Genomic DNA, 22,521 nt, shown 5'->3' on the forward strand with positions numbered 1-22,521 from the left:
GTTGTCATCCCGGAAAGCGCGCAGCGCTTGTCCGGGATCCAGGGGCGGCTGCACCGCCTTGGCCCGGTCCCCTGGATCCCGGACAGCCCCTGCGGGGCTTCCGGGATGACAACCTTTTAGGGAGCTTTTAGGGAGGTGACCCCCTACCGCCGGGCCTGGCCGTCCAGCATCCACAGGGCCGCCAGGGTGCCGAACAGGACGGCCAGGGCCGAGAGCAGGAACATGCGCAGGCCCTGGGCCAGGGCGACGCTGAGGGTGGTCAGAGCCATCAGGGTCCAGGCGGAGGCCAGGAGCTTGCCCTCCAGCGAGGGCAGGGTCGGCTTGGGGGGCAGGAGCAGGCGGGTCGCGCGCCGGGCCGATCGCCACACACGTTTCGCTCGAACCTCGGTCCGCATCAGCAGTCTCCCCCATTACTGACGCTAAAAGTGTAGACGTGGCCGCGAGTTGCGTCCATGGGGAAAAATCGGCGTTATCCGTATTTCCGCGATTTTGGGTGCGAGTGTGCCAAATCGCGGCGCGTGGCCGACAGTGTTAACCGCGTTTGTGATGGTTTGAGGTCATCGTTGCCGTTGCTCGCTCTCCCGACGGCTCAAAAACGGTTGTCCTCCTGGCCTCGGGGCGCGCAAGCGGCCCGCCTTACGGCGGGAGGGCGCGCAGCGCGAAGATCCGGGATGACAGCTCTTCTGGCGGCCAATTCATATGCGATCGCCCTGTGCTTCGCAGGGGACGAGGGGGCGTCCCGTCGCTAGAACGCCGGCGCCACGATCGCCCGGGCCGCCACCTCGTCGCGCAGCACCTGCTGGACCAGCAGCTCGATGCTGTCGAACTTCAGTTCGGGGCGCAGGAAGGCGATCAGGTCGGTCTCGATGACCTGGCCGTAGAGGTCCTCGTCGAAGTCGAACAGCCAGACTTCCAGCCGCGTCTCGACCTCGCCGGTGGTGGGATTGTTGCCGAGATTGGCCACGCCGGGCACCTCGCGGCCGTCGGGCAGACGGGTGCGGGTGGCGTAGACGCCCAGCTTGGGCACCACATAGTCCTCGACCTCGACATTGGCCGTGGGGAAGCCCAGCTGGCGGCCCAGTTGCTGGCCGCGGCGGACCACGCCCTCGATGGCGAACGGCCGGCCCAGGATCCGGGCCGCGCCCTCGGGACGGCCGTCGCGCAGGGCGTCGCGCACGCCGGTCGACGAGAACTTCTCGCCGTCGCGGTTGGCGACCGGCTCGGCCACCGAGACCGAGAAGCCGTACTTGGCGCCATAGGCCTTCATCAGCTGGGCGCTGCCGGTGCGGCCCCGGCCGAACGAGATGTCGAAGCCGACCGCCACGTGCTTCACGCCCAGGCCGTGGACCAGCACCTTCTCGACGAACTCGCGGTCGCCGAAGCTGGCCATCTCGAAGTCGAACGGCAGCAGATACAGCAGGTCCACGCCCAGGGCCTCCAGGGCCCGGGCCTGCTGGTTGTGGGTCATCAGCTTGAAGGCCGGCTCGGTGGGGCGGAACAGCCGGCGCGGGTGCGGGTCGAAGGTGACCACGCCCAGCGGGGCCTTGGCGGCCTGGGCGGCCTTCGCCGCCTGGGCGATCACCTGCTGGTGGCCGCGATGCACGCCGTCGAAATTGCCCAGGGCCACGCACGCGCCGCGCTCGCCGTCGGGCAGGTTCTTCCAGCCATGGATGGTCTTCAGGCGCATCGAATACCTCTTACGCGGCCGGTCGGCGTGGAACCAGGACCACGGCCTCGCCGTCGACCACGACCTTGCCGCGCACCCGGCAGGCGGTGGCCAGGGTCACCCGGGCCTTGGCCGCGTCGATGGCCGTGACCGTGGCGCTGGCCGTGACCTCGTCGCCGATCCGCACCGGCCGCTTGAAGGCCAGGGACTGCGACAGATAGACCGCGCCGGGGCCGGGCAGGGCCGTGCCCAGCACCGCCGAGATGTAGCCGGCCGACAGCATGCCGTGGGCGATGCGCTCGCCGAAGCTGGTGGCGGCGGCGTAGTCGGCGTCCAGGTGCACGGGGTTGGTGTCGCCGGTCACCTGGGCGAAGGCGACGATGTCGGCCTCGCCCACGACGCGGACCAGCTCGGCCGACTGGCCGACGCTGAGATCCTCGAGAAACAGTCCCGGCATGACGCCCCCTCTTGTTCTTCTGGCGGCGCCGGACCGGGCGCCGCGCCTTGCTCTACCAGACCAGGTCGCCCATGGCGTGGGTCGCGCCCACCCGCTCGGCGGCCAGCAGGCCCTCGACCCTGGCCGGATCCAGCTTGCCGTCGGGTCCGACGGCGTGCTCGCCATGAATGCCCTTGGCGATGAACAGGCAGGCCAGGCCCTGGTCGTGGGCGCCCTTGACGTCGGTGATCACCCCGTCGCCGATGCACAGCACCCGCGACCGGTCGACCGGCCCGCCCTTCAGGGCCTCGGCTTCGGCCAGGGCCAGGTCGTAGATCGGCCCGTAGGGCTTGCCGGCCATCAGCACCGGGCCCCCCAGGGCCTCGTAGAGGTCGGCCAGCGCGCCGCCGCAATAGATCAGCCGCGAGCCGCGCTGCACCACCCGGTCGGGATTGGCGCAGATCAGGGTCAGGCCGCGCTCGGCGGCGACCGCCAGGCGGTCGCGATAGTCGTCGGGGGCCTCGGTCTCGTCGTCGACCATGCCGGTGACGGCGACGAAGGCCGCGTCACCGGGGCCGGCGGCGGCCTCCAGGCCCAGGCCGTCGTACAGCGGCATGTCGCGGTCGGGGCCGACGATCCAGGCCGGGCCGGGGGCGCGGGCGGCCAGCAGGGTGCGGGTGGCGTCGCCCGAGGTGACGAAGGCGCTCCACGCCTCGCGCGGCACGCCCAGGCGGTCCAGCTGCTCGACCACGTGCTCGGAAGGGCGCGGCGAGTTGGAGATCAGGATCACCGGCCCATGGTGGGCCCGCCACTCGACCAGGGCCTGGCAGGCCTGCGGGAAGCTCTCGACCCCGTTGTGGATGACGCCCCAGACGTCGCACAGCAGCACGTCGTAGCGGTCGGCGAGGGCGGAGAGGCCAGTCGGCAAATCGGTCATGGACAGGGGCGGTACCGGGCGGAGACGGACGCGTCAACGCCAGCGCATGTAGGGGCGCGGAGGCGCGAGGGCCAGGCGAGGGGCAAGGCCGTGCGTGGTCCTCGTCCTCCGACAGGCGCAGGATGAGGTTTTCGCCCCACTCTCGTTGTCATCCCGGAAGCCCCGCAGGGGCTGTCCGGACCCAGGGGACTGGGCGAAGGCGGTGCGGCGGTCCTGGATCCCGGACAGGCGCTGCGCGCTTTCCGGGATGACACCGAGAGTGGAGCGGCAAACGCCCCGTCGGCAAGTCCGCGCCCCGCACCTCATCGGCAGGATCGTGCATCAAGTCGACAGGATCGGCCTACCCGCGCCCCGCGCCCTCGTGGCATGTCGCGGCCCGTTCATCTCCCCAGAACCCGAGGACTATCCGATGGCCATCGCAAAGGGCTACGCGGCCGCGACCGCGTCCGCACCGCTCGCGCCCTTCACCTTCGACCGCCGCGAACCCAACGACGACGACGTCGTCATCGCCATCAAGCACTGCGGCGTCTGCCACTCCGACATCCACATGGTCGACAACGGCTGGGGGCAGAGCGTCTATCCGATCGTGCCCGGCCACGAGATCACCGGCGTGGTCACCGCCGTCGGCGCCAAGGTCAGCCGCTTCAAGGAGGGCGACCGGGTCGGCGTCGGCTGCTTCGTCGACAGCTGCACCATCTGCGCCGCCCGCGACCTGGACCGCGAGCAGTACATGCCCGGCCTGGTCCTGACCTACAGCGGCTTCGAGCCGGGCGCCGACCTGCCCACCTACGGCGGCTATTCCGACCACATGGTGGTCAAGGAAGGCTACGTCCTGTCGATCCCCGACAACCTGGCCCTGGACGCCGCCGCGCCGCTGCTGTGCGCCGGGATCACCCTCTATTCGCCGCTGCGCCACTGGAACGCCGGCCCCGGCAAGTCGGTGGCCATCCTCGGCCTGGGGGGCCTGGGCCACATGGGCGTCAAGATCGCCCACGCCATGGGCGCGGAGGTGACGGTGCTGAGCCAGACCCTGTCCAAGCAGGCCGACGGCCTGGCCATGGGCGCGGACCACTATTACGCCACCCGCGACGCGGCGACCTTCGAGACCCTGGCCGGCACGTTCGACCTGCTGATCTGCACGGTCTCGGCCGGGATCGACTGGGGCGCGTACCTTGGCCTGCTGAAGGTGGACGGGACCATGGTGCTGGTCGGCGCGCCGGAAGAGCCCGTGCCGCTGAACGCCTTCGCCCTGATCCCCGGCCGCCGCACCCTGGCCGGCTCGATGATCGGCTCGATCAAGGAGACCCAGGAGATGCTCGACTTCTGCGGCCGGCACGGCATCGTCGCCGACATCGAGACCATCGCCATCGACCAGATCAACGAGGCCTACGCGCGCATGCTGAAGAGCGACGTGCGGTATCGGTTCGTGATCGACATGGCGACGCTGTAGGGCGCGAGGGACGTCATTTCTTGCGGGGATCGTCTGCGGGGTTGACGTAGACGATCTCCAGCGGGCCCTGAGCGTGCACCTGCACCACCGCGCCGCCCTGGCTCCAGGCGTAGTGATTCATGCCCGCCGGCGCCTCGACGAAGCCGCCGGCGGTCAGGGCGGCGGCCTTGGTCATGTCCAGCTTGTCGCCCATGCCCAGATGAAGGTCGCCGGAAATCACCGTCACATATTCGATGCTCGGATGGTGATGGGCTGGAATCTGGTAGCCGGGGGGCATGATCATCCGCACCGTCGTCAGGCCCGCCTTGGCCGGGTCGCCCGACAGCACCGCGATCGTCGCGCCCTTCGGGAACATGGCCGGGGCGGGGGCCCATTTCAGGTCTTGGGTGTTCATCTGCGCCTGGGCGGCGGCGGCGAACGCAAGGCCGACACAGAACGCGACTGTCTTCAACATGGCGGTTCTCCGGGTTTGCCGGGCGGGCGACTACCACGCCTTCGGCGGGGCCACCCTGTCATTTGAGGATGACGCGCACGGGCATGAGCGGCGGCGGCCGCCTCACGTCGCGTCGTGGAAGATCACCCCCAGCACCCGCCGCCGCCCCGCGCGGACCGTGCTGACCCCGTGGCGCAGCACCCGGCGGTGGACGCCGCGCGTCCCCGTCGCCGGCCGTTCGCGGACCGCGAAGATCACGCCCTCGCCCTGCCTCAGCGGCACGACCTGCGGCCGCGACTGCTGGCGCGGGCGTTGCTCGACCAGCACGAACTCGCCGCCCTCGAAGTCGCGGCCCGGCTCGTCCAGCAGGAAGGCGGCCTGCAGCGGGAAGACGTGCTCGCCGTAGAGGTCCTGGTGCAGGCAGTTGTAGTCGCCCGGGCCGTAGGTCAGTAGCAGGGGCGTGGGCCGGGCCTGGCCCGCCGCGTGGCAGCGGGCCAGCATGTCGTCCAGGTCCTCCGGAAAGCGCCGGTCCTCGCCCAGGGTCTCCGCCCAGCGGTTGGCGACGGCGGCCAGCGGGCCGTACAGGCCCTGGCGCAGCCGCTGCACCGGGTCGGGCAGAGGATAGCCGAAATACTTGTACTCGCCCTGGCCGAAGCCGTGACGGGCCATCACCACCCGGCTGCGAAAGCCGGCCTCCTGGTCGTAGAGGCCGGCGATCCGCTGGCAGGTTTCGGGCTTCAGCAGCGGCCCGGTCAGGGCCCAGCCCTGGGCGTCGAGCTCGGCGGCGATGCGGGACCAGTCCAGGCTCATGCGGCCTCGCGGACCCGCGCTTCCCGGGCCAGCAGGGCGGCCTTGCGCTCGACGCCCCAGCGATAGCCCGACAGGCCGCCGTCGGCCCGCACCACCCGATGGCAGGGGGTGATCACCGCCAGTGGATTGGCCCCGCAGGCCTGGGCCACGGCCCGGGCGGCGGCGGGGCGGCCGATGGCTTTGGCGACCTCGGCGTAGGACACGGTGGTCCCGGCCGGGATGGCCCGCAGCGCCGCCCAGACGGCCTGCTGCAGCGGCGTGCCCTGGGCGTCGAGCGGCAGGTCGAGGGCCGCGCCCCGGCCGTCGATCTCGGCGGCCACGGCCTGGAGGTCGGCCTTCAGGCCCGGGGCGTCCTCGACCAGCCGGGCCGCGCGGAAGCGGCGCTCCAGGTCGCGGACCAGGGCGGCCCGATCGTCGCCCAAGGTCACCAGCCGCAGGCCGGCGTCCGAGCGGGCCACCAGGGCTAGGCCCAGGCTGGTGGGCGCCGTGGCCCAGCGCAGGGTCTCGCGCGGCTGGTCGGGCTGGCAGCGCAGGCAGGCCCGGAACCCGGCGGCGCGGGCGCTCTCCCGCGTGTCGTGGAACTCGACGTTCTTGCGCAGCGGCCGCCCGGCGCAGCTGGCCAGGCAGTAGACGCCGGTGGTGCGCACGGCGATGAAGAAGGCGCCGTCCAGGTCGCGGTCGCGGCGGCGCATGGCCTCCCAGCGCGCGTCGTCGGTGGTGGGATATTGAGAAGCGGTCCCTAAAGTCGTCATGGGGTCGGTCTCCTTTCGTGGGAAGGAGCATGCGCGCCATGATCCGGGGCGTCATTCCGATGCTTGCGGTTCCGGAACGGGCGATCCGCAGATCAGGCCGACCATGACCGGGATCGTGGCCTCCAGCTGCTCGCGCGTCTCGCCGGCCCGGGCGCGCACCGACAGGGCGTTCATCATCATGCTGGCCACGCGGCCCAGGGCGATGGGATCGACGGTCGGCGGCAGTTCGCCCCGGGCCTGGCGGCGTTGCAGCAGGCCCTCGATCCCCCGGTCCAGCTCGTGCATGCCGTCGGCGACGGTCTGGCGCACCTCGTCGTCGACCAACGCCTGGCCCAGGCCCGCGCTGGCCAGGAAACAGCCTCGCCCGCCGAAGTCCTCCGACAGATAGAAGCTCAGGGCCGTGTGATAGATTCGCGTCAGGACTTCGCGCAGCGAACCGCCGCCGCGGAACGCCTCGATCATCGCCGCGCGCGACCTGTCCATGTAGCGATCCAGCGCCGACTTGAAGAGCGTCTGCTTGTCGCCGAACGCCCCATACAGGCTGGGCCGGTTCATGCCCGTGGCGGCGCTCAGGTCGTCCAGCGAGGCGCCGGCGAAGCCCTGAGCCCAGAAGATCTCCGTGGCCTTGGCCAGGGCGAGGTCGGGGTCATAGGCGCGGGGTCTGCCCCTGCGCTTCGCAGGCGTCTCAGTCATCTGACTCTCCTGGCCTGATTCTGCTTTTTGTACCGTTTCGCAGTTTATTCCTTGACCGGTGTTATTTTTATGCGAAACAGTATGAAAAAGCAATGGAGGGTTCGATGGATCTCTACTTCTCGCCGATGGCCTGCTCGATGGCGACGCGGATCGCGGCCTACGAGGCGGGCGCGGACATCCGCTTCCTGAAAGTCGACACCAAGGCCCGGCCCAAGCGGGTGGAGGACGGGACCGAGTTCCTGACCGTCAACGCCATGGGCCAGGTGCCCGTGCTGCGCGCCGACGACGGCGAGCTGATCGTCGAGAACGCGGTGATCCTGCAATACGTCGCCGACCGCTTCCCGGCCGCCGGCCTGATCCCCGCCGAGGGGGCCGAGCGCCGCAAGGTGCAGAGCTGGCTCAGCTTCGTCAGCTCGGAGCTGCACACCGGGGCCTTCATCCCCCTGCTGAGCAAGACCGCGCCGGAGGGCGCCAAGGCCTTCGCCCGCGAACTGCTGGCCGAGCGCCTGGCCTATCTCGACGCCCACCTGCAGGGCCGCGAGTTCCTGCAGGGCAAGTTCAGCGTCGCCGACGCCTATCTGTTCGTGATGCTGACCTGGGCCCGCTACCTGTCGATCGACTTTTCGCCCTATCCGGCCCTTTCGGCCTATCGCGACCGCCTGCAGACCCGGCCGTCGGTGGCCCGGGCCTTCGACGAGGAATTCACCCTGTTCAAGGCCGCGGCCTGACGCCGTGACCTGAACGGAGGCGCGGGCTCGCGCCTCCTAAACCCGGCGGCGGGATCTGTTTGTGTCCCCCGTCGCCGCTCCATCTCCCCAGGAGACCGACCCATGCGTAGTTTCATCATCGCCGTCGCGGCCCTGGCCGCGACGGGCGGCCCCGCCATGGCCGAAACCAAGGTTCAGAACGGCTGGCTGACGCTCAGCGCCCCCACCACCCAGGACCACATCGTGTTCGACGGCGCGGTCTGGCGCTGCAAGGCCGACGTCTGCCGCTCGACCCAGGTCAAGTCGCTGCCGCCCCTGCGGAGCTGCAAGCGCCTGGCCCGCGAGCTGGGGCCGATCACTGGCTTCGGCTATCGCGGCGTGACCCTGTCGGAGGCCGACCTGGCCCAGTGCAACCCGGTGCAGGTGGCCAAGACCGCGCCGACGGCCGAAGTCGCCGCCGCCCATTGAGCTCCGACCTCGGAGGAGGAACTTGGGGGCGGGCGCCTGCGCCCGTCCCCGGCTTTTTCCGAAAGGGCCCGGGCCGGACCGACCGGTCAGCGGCCGCCGAGGCCGATCTCGCCTTCGCCGATCTTGCGGCCGCCCTCCTTGAAGAGGAAGGCCGGCGCGTCCGGCTTGACCGCGACTGGGTCGCCGCAGCGCAAGGCGACGTCGACGGTCTCGCCCGGATCGACCTTTTCGCGGTCGCCCGGTAGCTCGATGGCGCACATCATCTCGTCCCGGACGCCAGGAAAGACGAAGGTTGGTCGATAGCCCCTGTAGAACGGGTTCTCGCGGCCGATCGGGCCGTTGGCCGGCAGCAGGGTCAACCGGGCCGGTATGGCGGCCTGGGCGGGAAAGGTCGTGGCGTCGGGCGCGCTGGCCGCGACGGCGGGAACGGCCAGGATCGCCGCCAGGATCACGCCATGGGGTGCAAGCTTCATCGTCCTCTCCAAATTGTCCCGCCCCGGCGCAGACTACCGATCGGACGTCCGCTGGGAAGCGGTGCGAGGCGGCTTGAAAGCCAAGGGGCGGCTTCAGATGCAACCTCCGTTGTCATCCCGGCCGAAGCGAAGCGTAGAGCCGGGATCCAGGGGCCGCTGTAATGCGCCGGCCCCTGAATCCCGGACAGCCTCTGCGAGGCTTCCGGGATGACAACCGATTCTGGGCTTCTGATAAGCCTCGGGATACTTCGCCGATCAATGGGGTTCGGTCCCTAAACCCCCACCGACCAGCAGAACAGCTCGCCGTCCTCCTCGTCCGTCCGCTCGCCGGTGCGCCGGAAGCCGTTGGCCTCCAGCACCCGCTGCGAGGCGGCGTTGTGGATCGAGGTCTCGGCAGTGACGGTGGCGACGCGGTGGTCGGCCCGGGCCCAGGCCAGCAGGTCGGCCACGGCCCGCCGGGCGACGCCGCGCCGGCGACGCGAGGCGGCGACGCCGTAGCCGATCATCACCGTGTCGCCGACATAGGGCGGGCGGACCAGCGAGGTCAGGCCCACCACCTCGCCGTCCTCGACGATCAGCCAGGCGTTGGGGTGAAAGCTCTCGCCGACCTCGGCCGCCAGGCCGCGCAGCAGGGCCAGCACCTCCGGCGCCTCGACCCCGCCCTCGGCGACGGCCAGGCCGTCGGGGGACTCGCCCGCGATCAGGGCGGCGAAATGGGCGTCGGTGGCTTCGATCAGCATGGCGGATGTATCGCCGCGTTCCCTACGCCTGTCATCCCGGACGACGGACCACGACTCAGGATTTCGGCCGCGTGATCTTCACGCCCGAGGCCAGCAGCTGCGGCTTGACGTTCAGGGCGTAGTCCTCGTCGAACCGGGCCTGGGCGTCGGCCTTGACGGCGTCGGCCACGCGGTCGCGGGCCTCGCGGGCGGGGGCGAAATTGAGGTCGCAGGCGCTGGTCGCCGGATCCTGACCCGGGTCGGCCGCGCCGCTCTCGCCCGTGGGCAGTTCCTCCGAGATCGGGTCGGTGCAGCCGAGCAGGCCGGTCATCGACGAGAAGCAGATCGACCGCTGCAGATAGGCCCGCAGCCGCCAGCCGCATTGCACGGCCCGCTGGTCGACGCCGTCGGGGACCTTGCGATCGACGTCGTAGCGCAGGAACACCTGGTGGCGGACCATGGCGCTTTCCGCCCGCCGGGCCTTGGTCAGGACCAGCCGCAGGTCGCTGGCGGCGACCGTCATGGTGGCGCTGGCGCCCTTGACGGTGCTGGGCTGGGCGACCACGGGCGGCGGCGAGGCGGGCGGTGGTCCGGCTTGCATGACGAGGTCCCCCTTGATCGTGAAACAACCTTAGGGTGGAGGTTGGTCCAGCGTCAAACGGCGCGGCTAGTCCGGTCTTCGGGCGGCGTGCCGGATCCGCAGGACAAAGACGGCATCGGCTTTCACGCGGTAGCGGATCAGATAAGGGCGAATGAGCGCGAGCTCTCTGCGGCCATTTCCGACGCTGCGGCCTCTATCGGGATTTTCAGCCAGGTCCTCGGCGGCGGCGACCAACTTCAAGGAAAATCGCTGAGCCGCCAGCGGACTGAACTGAGCGATATAGCTTCGGATCGCCAGAAGGTTGGCGCGCGCCTCTTCCGTCCAGACTACTCGCCGCACTTCGGGGCGGGGCTTTCGTCGGGCGCGCCCCAGGAAAGCAGCCAGCGCTTCATGGCCTCATGGCTGATGACCCGGCCCGCCGCGATATCGGCGTCGGCGCGAGCGTCCGCCGCCGCTTCAGCGTCGTCGTCGATCTCGTCGAAAAGGGAGGGTTCGGGCTTCGACATAGGTTCAACCTACCACGATCTCGGCCGTCCAGGGAGGTCTCTACCGCCCGGCCCGCCGGCGCAGGGCGCCGCGCATGAAGTCCTGGGGCGGATCGGCCTCGGCGATGATCGAGTCGCGGATGGCCCGGGGCTCGCCGAACAGGTGGCCCTGGCCGTAGCCGATGTCGAGCTCCAGTACGTCGACCACCTGGCGCTCGTGCTCGACCTTTTCGGCGATCACCTCGATGCCGTAGCGGCGGGTCAGGCCGGCGAAGTCCTCGGCGTTCAGGTCGGGCAGCGAGGCGATGACCAGCTTGCCGTCCTGCTCCTCCAGCTGGTCCAGCATCATCTGGGCGCCGATCTTCAGGAACTTGACGTCGGCGCGGGCCAGGTCCTGGAAGTCGAGGTCCAGGTCGGTGACCTTGTCCAGGCTGAAGCGGAAGCCCAGGCTGGCCAGGCGGGCCATGTGGCGGGCCTCGACCGGGCCGCGGTCGTTGAACGCCTGCTGGCCCAGCTCGAAGATCAGCGCGCCGTGCAGGTCCTTGTTGACCTGCAGAAACTCCAGGAACTGGGCGAAGAACGCCTCGTCGGCCAGGCTGGCCAGCGAGATGTTGCAGAAGATCCCGACCTTGCGGTCCTGCTTGGCCAGGCGGCGGACGATCTGCACGCAGCGGAACAGCAGCAGGTTGTCGATCGCGGCCGTCAGGCCCTCGGGCTCGGCCACGGCCAGGTACTCGGCCGGCATCATGATGCGGCCGGTGTCGTCGCGCAGCCGCGAGAAGCTCTCGTAGAACACGGTCCGGCGCTGGGGCAGGCTGACCACCGGCTGCAGGTAGAGGTCGACCCGGTTCTCGGCCAGGGCGTCCTGCACCACCTCGATCAGGGCGTTGGACTGGGGCGAGCGGCCGCGCGGCTCGGCGCGGGCCACCTCGACCTGGTAGCTCAGCTGGTGCTCCAGCCGCTCGCTCATGCGTACGACCAGGTCCTCCAGCTGGTGAACCTCGGTGGTCAGCTCGGCCGAGCGGCGCTGGGCGTCGTCGGCGACGGTCTCCAGCAGGCCGGTGATGCGGGCGTCGACCTTCTCGACCTGCTCCAGCAGGATGCCGTGGGCCTCGCGGATGGTCTCGATGTCGACGCGCAGGGCCGCGCCCTGCAGGACGCCCGCGATCACGCCGTGGACGGCGAAGCATAGGCCCATGGCGCCGATGAAGGCGGCCAGGCCGACGGCCGGCGCCGCTCCCATCCGCCAGAGGGCGAGGGAGACCACCAAGGCCAGACAGAGATAGGCGCCGGTCAGCAGCGCCAGCATCAGCCTTCGCATTCGAGGGTTCCTACGAATCGTCAAGCTCAGTATGCGAGTCGCGCTAGCCGTGAGTCGAACAGATTAACGACTCTGAGCCATTACGCCGCGCCTTAACCACAAATCAGCTCTTCGTGAACGCGTGGGGAAGGTTGGCGGGATCAGGTTCCCTCCGTCGTCAATCGGGTTGCGGGGCGCCATGCCGGATGTGGAGCACATGGACGCTCCCAGCCTTGACCTCGTAGAGCACCAGATAAGGGCGGACGACGGTCAGTTCCCGCAGGTTGTCGCCAAGCGGCCGACCTCTGTCCGGATGCTGGGCCAGACTCTCGACGACCGTGACCAAGCGCCCGTGAACCGTTGCGCCGCGAGCGGGGCGAACTGGCCGATATAGGCGCGAATGCCGGCGAGAGGATGGCCCTTGCGGACCAAATGACCCGAACGGAGGCGGCGTCTGTCATGTCCAGGCCTGGGAGCGGGAGGCTCTCGGAGCCGTTGGCGAGAGGTTCCGGGGCTATTCGCCGACCTTCGGCGGCGGAAGCTCGTTCGGGGTTCCCCACGACAGAAGCCAGGCCTTGGCGGCTTCATGGCTGACGAACTCGCCCGCCGCGATCTCGGCGCGCGCTTCGGCGATCGCCGCCGCGTCGTGGGCTTCATCGATATCGTCAAAGATCGCGGGTTCGAGCTTCATGCCCCGAGCCTAGCACGGAAAGAGGCCTCGGGCAGCCCGCCGGCGCCTGAACGGGGCGGAGCGCTGGACCCTGCGGCGCTCCGCCACCCAATCGCCACATGACAGCGTGACCTTGGACTGATAATCGTTCGCAAGTTTTTCCGGTGCGATCATGTCCGACGTCCTCAGCCTAGCCCCAGACTTCACCGCCATCCCCGCCGCTCCCCAAGCGGATCGGGGCGCCGAAAGCCCGCTCAGCAAGGCCCGCAAGGGCCAGCGCGGCGTGATCGTGCGGGTCGGCGGCGAGACCGGGCGGTCGGAGTCGATCGATCCCGAGGAACTGGAGCGCCGCCTGCTGGAGATGGGCTTCGTCGAGGGCGCGGTGTTCGAGGTGTTGCACGAGGGGCTGTTCGGCCGCGACCCGATCGCCGTGCGCATCGACGACATGCGCGTGGCCCTGCGCCGCCGCGAGGCCGCCGCCGTCACCGTCCAGTTCGAAGAGGCCTGACGCCTTGACCGACGCCGCTCTCCGTCCCGCGCGCCTGGCGCTGGTCGGCAATCCCAATTCCGGCAAGACCGCCCTGTTCAACGCCCTGACCGGCAGCCGCCAGAAGGTGGCCAACTACGCCGGCGTCACCGTCGAGCGCAAGGAAGGCGTGCTGACCCTGCCCGGCGGCCGCGGCGCCCACGTGCTGGACCTGCCAGGCACCTATTCCCTGCGGGCCCGCAGCCCCGACGAGGTGGTCACCCGCGACGCGGTGCTAGGCCGCTTGTCGGGCGAACAGGCGCCCGACGTGCTGATCTGCGTGGCCGACGCCACCAACCTGCGGCTGGTGCTGCGGCTGGTGCTGGAGCTGAAGCAGGTGGGCCGACCGTTCGTGCTGGCCCTGAACATGTTCGACATCGCCCAGCGCCAGGGCCTGCGCATCGACCTGGAGCGGCTGTCGGCCGAGATCGGCGCGCCGATCGTCACCACCGTGGCCACCCGCAAGCGCGGCCTGGAAGAGCTGGTCGCCAAGGCCGACGCCCTGGCGATCAGCCATGAGGGCGAACACGACAACGTCTGGCGCGAGCCGACCGCCGCCGAGATCCGCGCCGCCCACCGCGAGGCCCAGCGCATCGTCAAGGCCTGCGTCCGCCCGCCCGAGCGTCCGGACACGGTGACCGGCAAGGTCGACGCGGTGCTGCTGCACCCGGCCGCCGGCCTGCTGATCCTGTTCGCCCTGCTGTTCGTGATGTTCCAGGCGGTGTTCACCTGGGCCAAGCCGGTCATGGACCTGATCAACCTGGGCTTCGAGCATGCGGGGCTGCTGATCGGCGCCGTCCTGCCCGAAGGGCTCCTGCGCAGCTTCGTCACCGACGGCCTGATCGCCGGGGTCGGCAGCGTGCTGGTGTTCCTGCCGCAGATCCTGATCCTGTTCTTCTTCATCCTGGTGCTGGAAGACAGCGGCTACATGACCCGCGCGGCCTTCCTGATGGACAAGATCATGGGCGGGGCGGGCTTGCACGGCCGGGCGTTCATCCCGCTGCTGTCGAGCTTCGCCTGCGCCATCCCCGGGATCATGTCGACGCGGGTGATCGACAACAAGCACGACCGGCTGACCACCATCCTGGTCGCGCCGCTGATGACCTGCTCGGCGCGGATCCCGGTCTACACCCTGATCATCGCCGCCTTCATTCCCGACTCCAAGGTCTGGGGCGTGCTCAGCCTGCCCGGCCTGGTGATGTTCGGCCTCTACGCCAGCGGCATCGTCAGCGCCCTGCTGGTGTCGTTCGTGATCCGCAAGATCTTTTGGCGCGGCACGGTCGAGCCGTTCATGATGGAGCTGCCGACCTATCGCTGGCCCGAGCCGCGCAACGTGCTGATGAACCTGTGGACCCGGGCCCGGATCTTCATCGAGCGGGCCGGCCGCATCATCCTGCCGCTGATGGTGCTGGTCTGGGTGCTGTCGACCTTCCCCTATCCGCCGGAGGGCGCGACGGGGCCGGCCATCGACTACAGCTTCGCCGGCCGGCTGGGCCATCTGATCGCGCCCGTCATGCAGCCCATCGGCTTCAACTGGCAGATGACGGTGGCCCTGATCCCTGGCTTCGCGGCGCGCGAGGTGGCGGTGGCGGCCCTGGGCACCGTCTACGCCGTGGGCGGCGACGCCGACAGCCACGACGCGCTGAGCACCCTGCTGTCGCACCAGTGGTCGCTGGCCACGGCCCTGTCGTTCCTGGCCTGGTACGTCTTCGCCCCGCAGTGCGCGGCGACCCTGGGCGTGGTCAAGCGCGAGACCAACGGCTGGCTGTGGCCGAGCGTGATGTTCCTCTACATGACCGGCCTGGCCTACCTGGCCTCGTTCACGGTCTATCACGTGGCCGTGGCGATGGGGGCGGGGTAACCGCCCCTCGTTGTCATCCCGGACGTAGCGCGCAGCGCGAAGATCCGGGACCGGGGCCTGAGCGCATGCGCTTCCGGCGGTCCCGGATCGGCGGCCCTGCGGGCCTTGTCCGGGATGACAGGCGTGAGGTCAGTTCCCCGCCTGCGCCAATTGCAGCGCCGCCTGGTACGCCGCCGCGCTGATCGCCTCCACCTTCAGGGTGAAGCGGTTGTCCGTCGTTCCCAGCAGGGCGCGGGTCGGGATCACGTGGCGGTCGATGCCGCCCTCCAGGGTCAGCACCGCGTCGCGCCAGAAGGCGTCCTGGTCGAAATAGAAGCAGTGGGCCGTCGATGGATTGACCCGTTCGGGAAGGCTCAGGTCCAGACTGTTGAACAGGGCGCTGCAGTCGATGTCGCAGAACGAGGCCGGGGCCTCGGCCGGCAGGCCCACCCGGCCGGCGCGCGGCGTCGGCTCGCCGTTCTTGAGGTCCGAGATCTTCAGCACGCTGTCGAAGCGGTTCGAATAGATCGTGGTGCGGCCGACGTACTTGTTGAACCAGCGGCCGCCGTCCTGGTCGGCCGACAGGCTGCCCTGCGAGACGTCGCCGGCCACCAGCAGCAGCTGCGAGATCGACCAGGCCTTGGCGTTGGTCTTGACGTCCTGGTAGGCCCAGCTGAACGCCTGGCGCACCACGAAGGCCCCCATCGAATGGGCCATGATGCTGACCCGCACCTGGCAGTCGGGGACCAGGGCGGCGACGAACATCGTCAGGGCCGAGTCGATCAGGGCGTTGGCGCTGGCCCGGGCGTTGCTGCGGTCGGCGTAGTAGCCCAGGGTCTCGCCCAGGGACGGCCAGTCGTAGCTGACATAGACGCCGGTCCAGCCGTGCGCCGCCAGCCTGGCGCGGTTCTCGGCGTCGCCCTTCAGGGCGTCCTTGAAGCTGGTGTTGAAGCCGTGGACGTAGAACAGCAGGTCGCCGCGGGGCAGGCCCTGCGGGGTCTTCTCGGTGAAGCTGTCCAGCACCGCCTTGCGCCAGGCCGTGGGGCTGAGCGCGGTCTGGGTCCCGTTGTCGGCGATCCGCAGATAGCGGACGGGGCCGATCTTGCTGTCGTCGGTTTTGGCGCGAAGCGAAATCATGAACGCGGCCATGTCGCCGTCTCCCGGTTTGCCCCCGTGCGACCCTAGCGCGAACGGGGGCGGGGAGTCTCGATGGCTAGCCCGGCAGTCCGATCAGGCGCGCCAGGGCCACGAAACCCGGCCAGGTCGGAGCCTGGAACATGGTCAGGTGGATGGCCAGCATCGCGCCCAGGGGCAGCCACCAGGGCGTGCGCCAGCGCCCCTTGAAGCCGTCCCAGAGGATCAGCCCGACCAGCACCGCCTCCACGGTCCAGAAACTGGGCGGCAAGGCGCTGGCCAGGCCGTTCAGCGACGGGATGTTCATGCCGTAGGCCCGGCCCAGGGCCGGCGGCAGGGCGACGAACACGGTCGAGGCCATGAACCGCGCGTGCAGGAACCGCGTCCGCCGGTGGGCGATGGCCAGGCCGTAGAGCAGGCTGAACAGCGCCAGCGACCAGAGGTCGATCCAGGCCAGGGTCAGCCGCAGCGGCACGTCGAAGTGCGACCGGGGGCCCAGCATGTCGTGGACCACGACGAGGGCGCTGATCACCAGGCTCGGGGCGATCACCAGCGAGGCGCGGCCGATCCAGCGGTGGAAGCGGTTGTGGCCGTGGCCGATCAGCCAGCTCTGGACCACCAGCAGGATCATCCAGGTCGTGGCCAGGGCGCCGTGGACGACGCGGATCGGATCCAGCGGCCCCACCCCGCCCGTGAAGCTGGGCCAGAACCCGAACATCGTGACGGCGAACGCCAGCAGGAAGGCGAGATAGAGATTGCGCAAGGCCAGCTCCCCCGAGGTGGAGGCTTTGCGTAACACGGGTTCGCGGATGGGGCGATAGGAAGGCGGGGCGCCGCGCCCGGTTGCGGCTTGGGTGAGCAGGGCACGGGCTGGGTTGCCGATATGCGCCATGCCGGGGCGCCGTCGGACGATTTGGAGGTCCGAAACGGGGGGTAGCAGACGTTGCAGCTCGGTGGATTTGCGATAGCTTCGCCGCGTGAGCCCCAACCGTTCAGAACTCGATGCCTTCTTCCAAGCCTTCTGGAATGAAGATCGCTGCCTACCAGACGACGCTAATGTCTTTGGCCAGCTTGGCATCGAGGGAGACGATGCCTTCGAATTCATCGAGGCGTTCGCCAATCGATTTGCCGTCGATATGAGCGGTTACCGTTGGTACTTCCACCACGCCGAGGAGGGAGTGAATACCGGCAGCTTGTTCTTCCGATCACCCGACCAGAGGGTAGAGCGCATCGCGATCACGCCCGACATCTTGTGTGAAGCCATACGAACGAAGCACTGGCCGCTGCAATACCCGACCCACAGACTGCCGAGTGTGCGGTGGGATATCCGGCTGAACCAAGCGCTCATTGTCGTGCCGCTATTCCTGCTGGCGCTCTGGGTTTGGCGGCGTTTTGTCGGCTAAGGGTCGAAGAGCGAACTTGGCGCCTGCACATGATGCGGACCCGCTCAACGTCCGCTGTCGGGCCCGGGCCTAAGGGCGATGATGGACCCATAACGCCCCGTCACAAGGTCAGCTGTCGGGCTGTCCGATGGCGCGAACGCCTCGCACCGCTGCCAGCTTTGAGCTGGTTTTGGGCCGGTTCCAAGTTGGCCGACACAGGCGTTTCGACCTGACCACGTCCGACCGCCAACCGACGAACGCCGGTGTCGATCGGGCGGGTCCCGACGCTCTGGCGAGCCCCGTCCCTACCGGGTCGGGACCGGGTGCTCGCCGCGGTAGTCGTAGAAGCCGCGGCCGGCCTTCTTGCCCAGCCAGCCGGCCTCGACATACTTCACCAGCAGCGGGCAGGGGCGGTACTTGCTGTCGGCCAGGCCCTCGTACAGCACGTTCATGATCGACAGCACGGTGTCCAGGCCGATGAAGTCGCCCAGCTCCAGCGGGCCCATCGGATGGTTGGCGCCCAGCTTCATGGCGGTGTCGATGGCGTCGACCGTGCCCACGCCCTCGTACAGGGTGTAGATCGCCTCGTTGATCATCGGCACCAGCACGCGGTTGACGATGAAGGCCGGGAAGTCCTCGGCGTTGCTGGTGATCTTGCCCAGCGACTTGGCGAAGGCCACGGCGCGTTCGTAGGTCGGCACGTCGGTGGCGATGCCGCGGATGATCTCGACCAGCTTCATCAGCGGGACGGGGTTCATGAAGTGCAGGCCGATGAACCGCTCGGGGCGGTCGGTGGCGCTGGCCAGGCGGGTGATCGAGATCGACGAGGTGTTGGAGGCCAGCAGGGTGTCGGCGCCCAGGTGGGGCTGCAGGCCGCGGAAGATCGACTTCTTGATCTCCTCGTTCTCGGTCGCCGCCTCGATCGCCAGATCGGTCGCGCCGACCAGGGCCAGGTCCTCTGCGGCGGAGATCCGGGCCAGGGCGGCGGACATGGCCGCCTCGTCGATGATGCCGCGATGCACCTGGCGGGCCAGGTTCTTCTCGATCAGGGCCAGGCCGGCGTCGATGCGCTCGCGCGAGACGTCGTGCAGGCGCACGTCATAACCTGCCAGGGCGACGACATGCGCGATCCCTGACCCCATCTGGCCGGCGCCGATCACGCCGACCGTCTTGATATCCGTCATTCAGACTAGCCTTGTTCGAGGCGGGGCCAGGCGCCACGCGCCCGGCCCGGAGTTCATGCCCGCTTTTCTAGCACGAGCAACCCCACAGTCGCCAAGGCTTTGCTGCGACGCAGCGGAAACCGATCCCTGCAAGGCTTTCGATCAGATCCGGAACGGCTGGGCCAGGATCGCGGGGCCCGCCATGGCCGGGTCGCTGATCGAGTCGCCGCCCAGTTCCAGCCGCCCGGCCAGGCGGCGCAGATAGCCGTCGGCCTGGATCGAGACGTCGTACCAGCCGCCGCTGGCCCGCACGCCCAGGTCCTTGCGGGCCTCGCGCCCCGGGGCCAGCGCCAGACTCCAGGGCCGGAAGCGGTCCTTGTAGGCGTTGGGCGTGGCCGACAGCCTGCGGGCCGTCTCGCCGGGATTGCGCAGGGTCAGGCTCAGCACGCCGGCCCCGCCGGCGGCCAGGGCCCGCAGCACCGGATCGGCGCCCGGCGCCTGGCCGATGAAGTGGCGGTGGAAGCCGTTGGGGCCCAGCACCCACAGGTCGTAGGCCCCGGCCGGCCAGACCTCGTCGGCGCGCTTGCCGGGCTCGACGGTGTAGCGGCGCGGCGGCAGGTCCAGGCGGGCCCGGTCGTAGACGTGGAACACCGCCGCGGCCGCGCCGTCGTTGGCGAAGGTCAGGCGCAGGCGGCCGGCCTCGGCCCCCTCGTCGACCCGCAGGGCGTAAGGCAGGGCGCGCGACGGACGCGCTCCGGCGGCCTGGACCGGCGCGGCCGGCGCCGTGGGCGTCGGCGGCGTCGTGCGGCCCTTCAGGGCGGCGGCGCGGGCGGCCAGCGGCTTGGTGTCGGGCAGGGCCCGGGCGAACGGGGCGTCGTTGGGCGTCTTGAAGTCGAAGGCGCTGGTCAGGTCGCCGCACACCGCCCGCCGCCACGGCGAGATGTTGGGCTCCATCACCCCGAACCGTTTCTCCAGGAAGCGGATCACCGAGGTGTGGTCGAACACCTGGGAATTGACCCAGCCGCCCCGGCTCCAGGGCGACAGCACGTACAGCGGCACGCGCGGCCCCAGGCCGTAGGGCCGGCCCATGAAGTCGTCGCGCTCGGCCTTGGCCTCGGTCGGGTTGCGCACCAGGTGGTGTTCGCCGGTCGTGTCGACCGTCGAGGCGCCCAGGAGCTGGCCGTCGGGGCCGCGGGCGGGCGGGGCCGGCGGCGGCACGTGGTCGAAGAAGCCGTCGTTCTCGTCGAACATCACCAGCAGCACGGTGCGGGCCCAGACCTTGGGATCGGCGGTCAGGGCGTCGATCACCCGCGCGGTGTAGTCGGCGCCCTGGGCCGGGCTGGACGGGATCGGGTGCTCGGAATCGGCGGCCGGGGCGACGATGTACGACACCTGCGGCAGGGTCCCGGCCAGCACGTCCTCGCGCAGGCCGTCCAGCTTGCGGGTCGACAGGGCCAGGGCGGCCAGGCGCGGGTCCGAACCGGGCAGGCCGTCGTGACTGTCGCGGAAGGTCTTGAACCCGGCCGTGGGGTTGTCGGTGAAGTTGTCGGCCATGTCCTGGTAGATGCGCCAGGTGACGCCGGCCGCCAGCAGCCGCTCGGCATAGGTGGTCCAGCGGTAGGAGTCGGCGGCCCCGCCCTGGGCCACGAACCGGTCGTGGGAGTTGGAGATCGACGGCCCGCCGAACCGGCCCGACGGGTCGTTGGTCCCGGTCCACAGGAACAGGCGGTTGGTGTTGGTGCCGGTCTGGACCGAGCAGTGATAGGCGTCGCAGAGCGTGAAGGCGTCGGCCAGGGCGTACTGGAAGGGGATGTCCTCCTGGCGGTAGTAGCCCATGGCGCGCTCGGTCTTGGCGGCCGGCCAGCGGCTCATCCGGCCCAGGTCCCAGGCGGCCTGGGCGTCGAACCAGTTGTGCGGCGTGCCCTCCACCCGCATGTGGGCGAAGGTCTGGACCGTGTTCAGCGGGAACGGCGTCAGCTGGGCCGGGCCGCCCTTGGCGGCGTCGTTACCCTGGATCCACACCGTCCTGCGATCGTCGCCCGGCAGCGGGATCGGGAAGCGGTCGGCGAAGCCGCGCACCCCGTTCATCGCCCCGAAATAGTGATCGAACGAGCGGTTCTCCTGCATGAAGATCACCACGTGCTCGACGTCGGCCAGCGTGCCGGCGCGGACGTCGGCGTCGATGGCGGCCGCCTTGGCCAGGGCCGGCGGCAGGGACAGGGCGGCGGCGGCGCTGAGCAGGAAACCGCGGCGGTCGAGGGAAGGCATGGGCGCGATTCCGGAAACGGGAAGGGGACGGGCGATGCTCCTTAGCGGGAGCATATGGCAGTCGAGCGACAGTCGCGGCCGACCGCAAGAGCGCGGGGCGGCCCTGGCGGTTCGCGCCGGTCTTCGCCTAAGCTCGCGGCATGACCCCGCGCCTTTCCCGCCGCCACGCCCTGGCCCTGGCCGCCTCGGCCGCCGCCGCCCCGGCCTTCGCCGCCGCCCCTTCCGAAGACTGGAAGGCCCTGGCCGCCGACGTCCGCTCCGAATTCCAGTGGGCCTGGCGCGGCTATGTCGCCAAGGCCTGGGGCAAGGACGAGATCAATCCGGTCAGCGGCACGTCGTCGTCGTTCTTCGTCGAGGGCCACGACCTGGGCCTGTCGCTGGTCGAGGCGCTGGACACCCTGTGGATCATGGGGCTGGACGCCGAGTTCCAGGCCGGGGTCGACTGGGTCAAGACCAGCCTCGACTTCGACGTCGATGGAAACGCCCAGGTCTTCGAGACCAACATCCGCCTGGTCGGCGGCCTGCTGTCGGCCCACCTGGCCAGCGGCGACCCCGCGCTGCTGAAGAAGGCCCGCGACCTGGCCGACCGCCTGGCCAAGGCCTTCGAGGCCTCGCCCCACGGCCTGCCCTGGCGCTATGTGAACCTGCGCACCGGGGCGGTCAGCGATCCGGAGACCAACCTGGCCGAGATCGGCACCTACCTGTCGGAGTTCGGCGTGCTGAGCCAGCTGACCGGCGACCGCAAGTATTTCGACATGGCCAAGCGGGCCATGCGCCACGCCCTGGACCGCCGCTCGAAGATCGGCCTGATGGCCGCCAACCTCCACGCCGTGACCGGCGCGTTCACCAGCCGAAACGCCAGCATCGACGTCTATGCCGACAGCTTCTACGAATATCTGTGGGACGCCTGGGCGCTGTTCGGCGACGAAGACTGCAAGCGTTGGGCGGTCGAGTGCGTCGACGCCCAGCTGGCCCACCAGGCCAGGCGCTATGAGGGCCGGCTGTGGTTCCCGATGGTCGACTTCGAGACCGGGGCGGTCACCTCCACGGCCCAGAGCGAGCTGGCCGCCTACTATGCCGGCCTGCTGGGCCAGGTCGGCCGCAAGGCCCAGGGCGACGACTACCTGGCCTCGTTCACCGAGCTGCAGGCGACGTTCGGCGTGATCCCGGAATCGATTGACGTCGCCACCCGCCAGCCGCGCCGCAAGGCGACCGGCCTGCGCCCGGAATATCCCGACGCCTGCCTGAACCTGTGGCTGGAGGGCCGCGACGAGCGCTACCGCAAGCTGGCCGCCATCCATTATCGTGAAATGAAGGCCACCAGCCGCGCCGCCTTCGGCTACACGGCCCTGAAGGACATCACCACCCGGCCGATGACCCAGGGCGACAACTGCCCCGGCTACTGGTGGTCCGAGCAGATGAAGTACTACTACCTGCTGTTCTCCGACACGCCGCGCATCGACTACGGACAGCTGCAGCTGAGCACCGAGGCCAATGTGCTGCGGGGGTTCCGGAAGGGGTAGGGGGCGAAGGTGGCGCGGAGCGACCATCGAACCTCGGCCTTGCTGCGGATATCACCCCCGCTTCCATGAAGCGTCCGGGCCGCCG

General features: G+C 69.8%; 27 protein-coding genes. 7 read left to right on the top strand and 20 right to left on the bottom strand.

Annotated elements, in window-relative coordinates:
* Positions 1-143 precede the first annotated feature (143 nt).
* From BM066_RS03625 to BM066_RS03640, 4 genes are all read right to left on the bottom strand, one after another.
* Positions 144-395, bottom strand: coding sequence for a hypothetical protein (locus tag BM066_RS03625; protein ID WP_049801037.1), 252 nt, complete (start codon positions 393-395; stop codon positions 144-146).
* A gap of 350 nt (positions 396-745) precedes the next feature.
* The gene (locus BM066_RS03630; protein WP_018061253.1) at positions 746-1,687 is read right to left on the bottom strand and encodes a bifunctional riboflavin kinase/FAD synthetase; all 942 of its coding nucleotides are present in this window, start codon (positions 1,685-1,687) and stop codon (positions 746-748) included.
* 10 nt (positions 1,688-1,697) lie between these two features.
* Complete coding sequence (locus BM066_RS03635; protein WP_018061254.1) at positions 1,698-2,123, bottom strand: MaoC family dehydratase; 426 nt, start codon at positions 2,121-2,123, stop codon at positions 1,698-1,700.
* 52 nt (positions 2,124-2,175) lie between these two features.
* Positions 2,176-3,039, bottom strand: coding sequence for a TIGR01459 family HAD-type hydrolase (locus BM066_RS03640; RefSeq protein ID WP_018061255.1), 864 nt, complete (start codon positions 3,037-3,039; stop codon positions 2,176-2,178).
* Between the two features lie 409 nt (positions 3,040-3,448).
* Here BM066_RS03640 and BM066_RS03645 point away from each other — a divergent pair, with 409 nt between their 5' ends.
* On the top strand, positions 3,449-4,489 hold the full coding sequence (locus BM066_RS03645; RefSeq protein ID WP_089924456.1) for an NAD(P)-dependent alcohol dehydrogenase: 1,041 nt from the start codon (positions 3,449-3,451) through the stop codon (positions 4,487-4,489).
* Positions 4,490-4,502: 13 nt separating this feature from the next.
* On the opposite strand, the gene BM066_RS03650 is transcribed toward BM066_RS03645, so the two are convergent.
* The 4 genes from BM066_RS03650 to BM066_RS03665 all read right to left on the bottom strand — a co-directional run bounded on the left by BM066_RS03650 (position 4,503) and on the right by BM066_RS03665 (position 7,177).
* Positions 4,503-4,943, bottom strand: a complete 441-nt coding sequence (locus BM066_RS03650; RefSeq protein ID WP_018061119.1) for a cupin domain-containing protein — start codon at positions 4,941-4,943, stop codon at positions 4,503-4,505.
* 102 nt (positions 4,944-5,045) lie between these two features.
* Positions 5,046-5,732 carry a 2OG-Fe(II) oxygenase gene (locus tag BM066_RS03655; RefSeq protein ID WP_018061120.1) on the bottom strand — a complete coding sequence of 229 codons (687 nt, stop codon included), beginning with the start codon at positions 5,730-5,732 and terminating at the stop codon, positions 5,046-5,048.
* Positions 5,729-6,484: a methylated-DNA--[protein]-cysteine S-methyltransferase gene (locus BM066_RS03660; RefSeq protein WP_089924458.1), complete on the bottom strand. Its 756-nt coding sequence runs from the start codon at positions 6,482-6,484 to the stop codon at positions 5,729-5,731. The genes BM066_RS03655 and BM066_RS03660 overlap by 4 nt, the downstream gene beginning before the upstream one ends.
* 51 nt (positions 6,485-6,535) lie before the next feature.
* Positions 6,536-7,177, bottom strand: coding sequence for a TetR/AcrR family transcriptional regulator (locus BM066_RS03665; RefSeq protein ID WP_018061099.1), 642 nt, complete (start codon positions 7,175-7,177; stop codon positions 6,536-6,538).
* 104 nt (positions 7,178-7,281) lie between these two features.
* On the opposite strand from BM066_RS03665, the gene BM066_RS03670 reads away from it, so the two are divergent.
* Both BM066_RS03670 and BM066_RS03675 read left to right on the top strand, forming a co-directional pair.
* Positions 7,282-7,905 (top strand): glutathione S-transferase C-terminal domain-containing protein, encoded by a 624-nt coding sequence (locus BM066_RS03670; protein ID WP_026176388.1) that lies wholly within the window; start codon positions 7,282-7,284, stop codon positions 7,903-7,905.
* Between the two features lie 102 nt (positions 7,906-8,007).
* Positions 8,008-8,352, top strand: coding sequence for a CC_3452 family protein (locus BM066_RS03675; RefSeq protein WP_089924461.1), 345 nt, complete (start codon positions 8,008-8,010; stop codon positions 8,350-8,352).
* An 86-nt stretch (positions 8,353-8,438) separates the two neighbouring features.
* Here the strand turns inward: BM066_RS03675 and BM066_RS03680 are convergent, their stop codons facing one another.
* From BM066_RS03680 to BM066_RS03715, 8 genes are all read right to left on the bottom strand, one after another.
* On the bottom strand, positions 8,439-8,825 hold the full coding sequence (locus BM066_RS03680; RefSeq protein ID WP_143093640.1) for a hypothetical protein: 387 nt from the start codon (positions 8,823-8,825) through the stop codon (positions 8,439-8,441).
* A 272-nt stretch (positions 8,826-9,097) separates the two neighbouring features.
* Positions 9,098-9,565: a GNAT family N-acetyltransferase gene (locus BM066_RS03685; protein ID WP_089924463.1), complete on the bottom strand. Its 468-nt coding sequence runs from the start codon at positions 9,563-9,565 to the stop codon at positions 9,098-9,100.
* A 55-nt stretch (positions 9,566-9,620) separates the two neighbouring features.
* Positions 9,621-10,145 carry a hypothetical protein gene (locus tag BM066_RS03690; protein ID WP_089924464.1) on the bottom strand — a complete coding sequence of 175 codons (525 nt, stop codon included), beginning with the start codon at positions 10,143-10,145 and terminating at the stop codon, positions 9,621-9,623.
* Positions 10,146-10,211: 66 nt separating this feature from the next.
* Positions 10,212-10,484 carry a type II toxin-antitoxin system RelE/ParE family toxin gene (locus BM066_RS03695; protein ID WP_089924467.1) on the bottom strand — a complete coding sequence of 91 codons (273 nt, stop codon included), beginning with the start codon at positions 10,482-10,484 and terminating at the stop codon, positions 10,212-10,214.
* Positions 10,472-10,651, bottom strand: coding sequence for a CopG family transcriptional regulator (locus BM066_RS03700; RefSeq protein ID WP_089924470.1), 180 nt, complete (start codon positions 10,649-10,651; stop codon positions 10,472-10,474). Before BM066_RS03700 ends, BM066_RS03695 begins: the two co-directional genes overlap by 13 nt.
* Before the next feature lie 40 nt (positions 10,652-10,691).
* A complete protein-coding gene (locus BM066_RS03705) occupies positions 10,692-11,951 on the bottom strand; it encodes a flagella assembly cyclic-di-GMP phosphodiesterase TipF (RefSeq protein ID WP_089924472.1) in 1,260 nt (419 codons plus the stop codon).
* A gap of 157 nt (positions 11,952-12,108) precedes the next feature.
* Complete coding sequence (locus BM066_RS26830) at positions 12,109-12,276, bottom strand: type II toxin-antitoxin system RelE/ParE family toxin (RefSeq protein WP_255367463.1); 168 nt, start codon at positions 12,274-12,276, stop codon at positions 12,109-12,111.
* 168 nt (positions 12,277-12,444) lie between these two features.
* Positions 12,445-12,621: a CopG family transcriptional regulator gene (locus BM066_RS03715; protein ID WP_018061219.1), complete on the bottom strand. Its 177-nt coding sequence runs from the start codon at positions 12,619-12,621 to the stop codon at positions 12,445-12,447.
* A 151-nt stretch (positions 12,622-12,772) separates the two neighbouring features.
* On the opposite strand from BM066_RS03715, the gene BM066_RS03720 reads away from it, so the two are divergent.
* Both BM066_RS03720 and feoB read left to right on the top strand, forming a co-directional pair.
* Complete coding sequence (locus tag BM066_RS03720) at positions 12,773-13,108, top strand: FeoA family protein (protein WP_018061218.1); 336 nt, start codon at positions 12,773-12,775, stop codon at positions 13,106-13,108.
* A gap of 4 nt (positions 13,109-13,112) precedes the next feature.
* Entirely contained in the window at positions 13,113-14,987 is a 1,875-nt protein-coding gene (gene feoB / locus BM066_RS03725; protein WP_089924474.1) for a ferrous iron transport protein B, read from the top strand.
* A gap of 129 nt (positions 14,988-15,116) precedes the next feature.
* Here feoB and BM066_RS03730 read toward each other — a convergent pair whose 3' ends face one another.
* Both BM066_RS03730 and BM066_RS03735 read right to left on the bottom strand, forming a co-directional pair.
* Positions 15,117-16,115: an alpha/beta fold hydrolase gene (locus BM066_RS03730; protein ID WP_089924477.1), complete on the bottom strand. Its 999-nt coding sequence runs from the start codon at positions 16,113-16,115 to the stop codon at positions 15,117-15,119.
* Between the two features lie 64 nt (positions 16,116-16,179).
* Positions 16,180-16,863, bottom strand: a complete 684-nt coding sequence (locus BM066_RS03735; protein WP_018061230.1) for a hypothetical protein — start codon at positions 16,861-16,863, stop codon at positions 16,180-16,182.
* A 214-nt stretch (positions 16,864-17,077) separates the two neighbouring features.
* Between BM066_RS03735 and BM066_RS03740 the strand changes: the two genes are divergently transcribed.
* Positions 17,078-17,503 carry a DUF1493 family protein gene (locus BM066_RS03740; protein ID WP_018061231.1) on the top strand — a complete coding sequence of 142 codons (426 nt, stop codon included), beginning with the start codon at positions 17,078-17,080 and terminating at the stop codon, positions 17,501-17,503.
* Positions 17,504-17,787: 284 nt separating this feature from the next.
* On the opposite strand, the gene BM066_RS03745 is transcribed toward BM066_RS03740, so the two are convergent.
* Together BM066_RS03745 and BM066_RS03750 are read right to left on the bottom strand one after the other, a co-directional pair.
* Complete coding sequence (locus BM066_RS03745; protein WP_018061232.1) at positions 17,788-18,666, bottom strand: 3-hydroxybutyryl-CoA dehydrogenase; 879 nt, start codon at positions 18,664-18,666, stop codon at positions 17,788-17,790.
* A gap of 141 nt (positions 18,667-18,807) precedes the next feature.
* Positions 18,808-20,913, bottom strand: a complete 2,106-nt coding sequence (locus BM066_RS03750; protein ID WP_089924478.1) for a phosphocholine-specific phospholipase C — start codon at positions 20,911-20,913, stop codon at positions 18,808-18,810.
* A 140-nt stretch (positions 20,914-21,053) separates the two neighbouring features.
* Between BM066_RS03750 and BM066_RS03755 the strand changes: the two genes are divergently transcribed.
* A complete protein-coding gene (locus BM066_RS03755; RefSeq protein WP_018062135.1) occupies positions 21,054-22,436 on the top strand; it encodes a glycoside hydrolase family 47 protein in 1,383 nt (460 codons plus the stop codon).
* Positions 22,437-22,521: the final 85 nt, after the last annotated feature.

The organism is Caulobacter sp. UNC279MFTsu5.1, assembly GCF_900114015.1.
In the GTDB taxonomy this organism is placed as follows: Bacteria; Pseudomonadota; Alphaproteobacteria; order Caulobacterales; family Caulobacteraceae; genus Caulobacter.

Bases quoted from the DNA above. Each gene is read 5' to 3' on its own strand.
- BM066_RS03625 (WP_049801037.1), bottom strand. From the start codon at position 395: ATGCGGACCGAGGTTCGAGCGAAACGTGTGTGGCGATCGGCCCGGCGC.
- BM066_RS03630 (WP_018061253.1), bottom strand. From the start codon at position 1,687: ATGCGCCTGAAGACCATCCATGGCTGGAAGAACCTGCCCGACGGCGAG.
- BM066_RS03635 (WP_018061254.1), bottom strand. From the start codon at position 2,123: ATGCCGGGACTGTTTCTCGAGGATCTCAGCGTCGGCCAGTCGGCCGAG.
- BM066_RS03640 (WP_018061255.1), bottom strand. From the start codon at position 3,039: ATGACCGATTTGCCGACTGGCCTCTCCGCCCTCGCCGACCGCTACGAC.
- BM066_RS03645 (WP_089924456.1), top strand. From the start codon at position 3,449: ATGGCCATCGCAAAGGGCTACGCGGCCGCGACCGCGTCCGCACCGCTC.
- BM066_RS03650 (WP_018061119.1), bottom strand. From the start codon at position 4,943: ATGTTGAAGACAGTCGCGTTCTGTGTCGGCCTTGCGTTCGCCGCCGCC.
- BM066_RS03655 (WP_018061120.1), bottom strand. From the start codon at position 5,732: ATGAGCCTGGACTGGTCCCGCATCGCCGCCGAGCTCGACGCCCAGGGC.
- BM066_RS03660 (WP_089924458.1), bottom strand. From the start codon at position 6,484: ATGACGACTTTAGGGACCGCTTCTCAATATCCCACCACCGACGACGCG.
- BM066_RS03665 (WP_018061099.1), bottom strand. From the start codon at position 7,177: ATGACTGAGACGCCTGCGAAGCGCAGGGGCAGACCCCGCGCCTATGAC.
- BM066_RS03670 (WP_026176388.1), top strand. From the start codon at position 7,282: ATGGATCTCTACTTCTCGCCGATGGCCTGCTCGATGGCGACGCGGATC.
- BM066_RS03675 (WP_089924461.1), top strand. From the start codon at position 8,008: ATGCGTAGTTTCATCATCGCCGTCGCGGCCCTGGCCGCGACGGGCGGC.
- BM066_RS03680 (WP_143093640.1), bottom strand. From the start codon at position 8,825: ATGAAGCTTGCACCCCATGGCGTGATCCTGGCGGCGATCCTGGCCGTT.
- BM066_RS03685 (WP_089924463.1), bottom strand. From the start codon at position 9,565: ATGCTGATCGAAGCCACCGACGCCCATTTCGCCGCCCTGATCGCGGGC.
- BM066_RS03690 (WP_089924464.1), bottom strand. From the start codon at position 10,145: ATGCAAGCCGGACCACCGCCCGCCTCGCCGCCGCCCGTGGTCGCCCAG.
- BM066_RS03700 (WP_089924470.1), bottom strand. From the start codon at position 10,651: ATGTCGAAGCCCGAACCCTCCCTTTTCGACGAGATCGACGACGACGCT.
- BM066_RS03705 (WP_089924472.1), bottom strand. From the start codon at position 11,951: ATGCGAAGGCTGATGCTGGCGCTGCTGACCGGCGCCTATCTCTGTCTG.
- BM066_RS03715 (WP_018061219.1), bottom strand. From the start codon at position 12,621: ATGAAGCTCGAACCCGCGATCTTTGACGATATCGATGAAGCCCACGAC.
- BM066_RS03720 (WP_018061218.1), top strand. From the start codon at position 12,773: ATGTCCGACGTCCTCAGCCTAGCCCCAGACTTCACCGCCATCCCCGCC.
- BM066_RS03730 (WP_089924477.1), bottom strand. From the start codon at position 16,115: ATGGCCGCGTTCATGATTTCGCTTCGCGCCAAAACCGACGACAGCAAG.
- BM066_RS03745 (WP_018061232.1), bottom strand. From the start codon at position 18,666: ATGACGGATATCAAGACGGTCGGCGTGATCGGCGCCGGCCAGATGGGG.
- BM066_RS03750 (WP_089924478.1), bottom strand. From the start codon at position 20,913: ATGCCTTCCCTCGACCGCCGCGGTTTCCTGCTCAGCGCCGCCGCCGCC.
- BM066_RS03755 (WP_018062135.1), top strand. From the start codon at position 21,054: ATGACCCCGCGCCTTTCCCGCCGCCACGCCCTGGCCCTGGCCGCCTCG.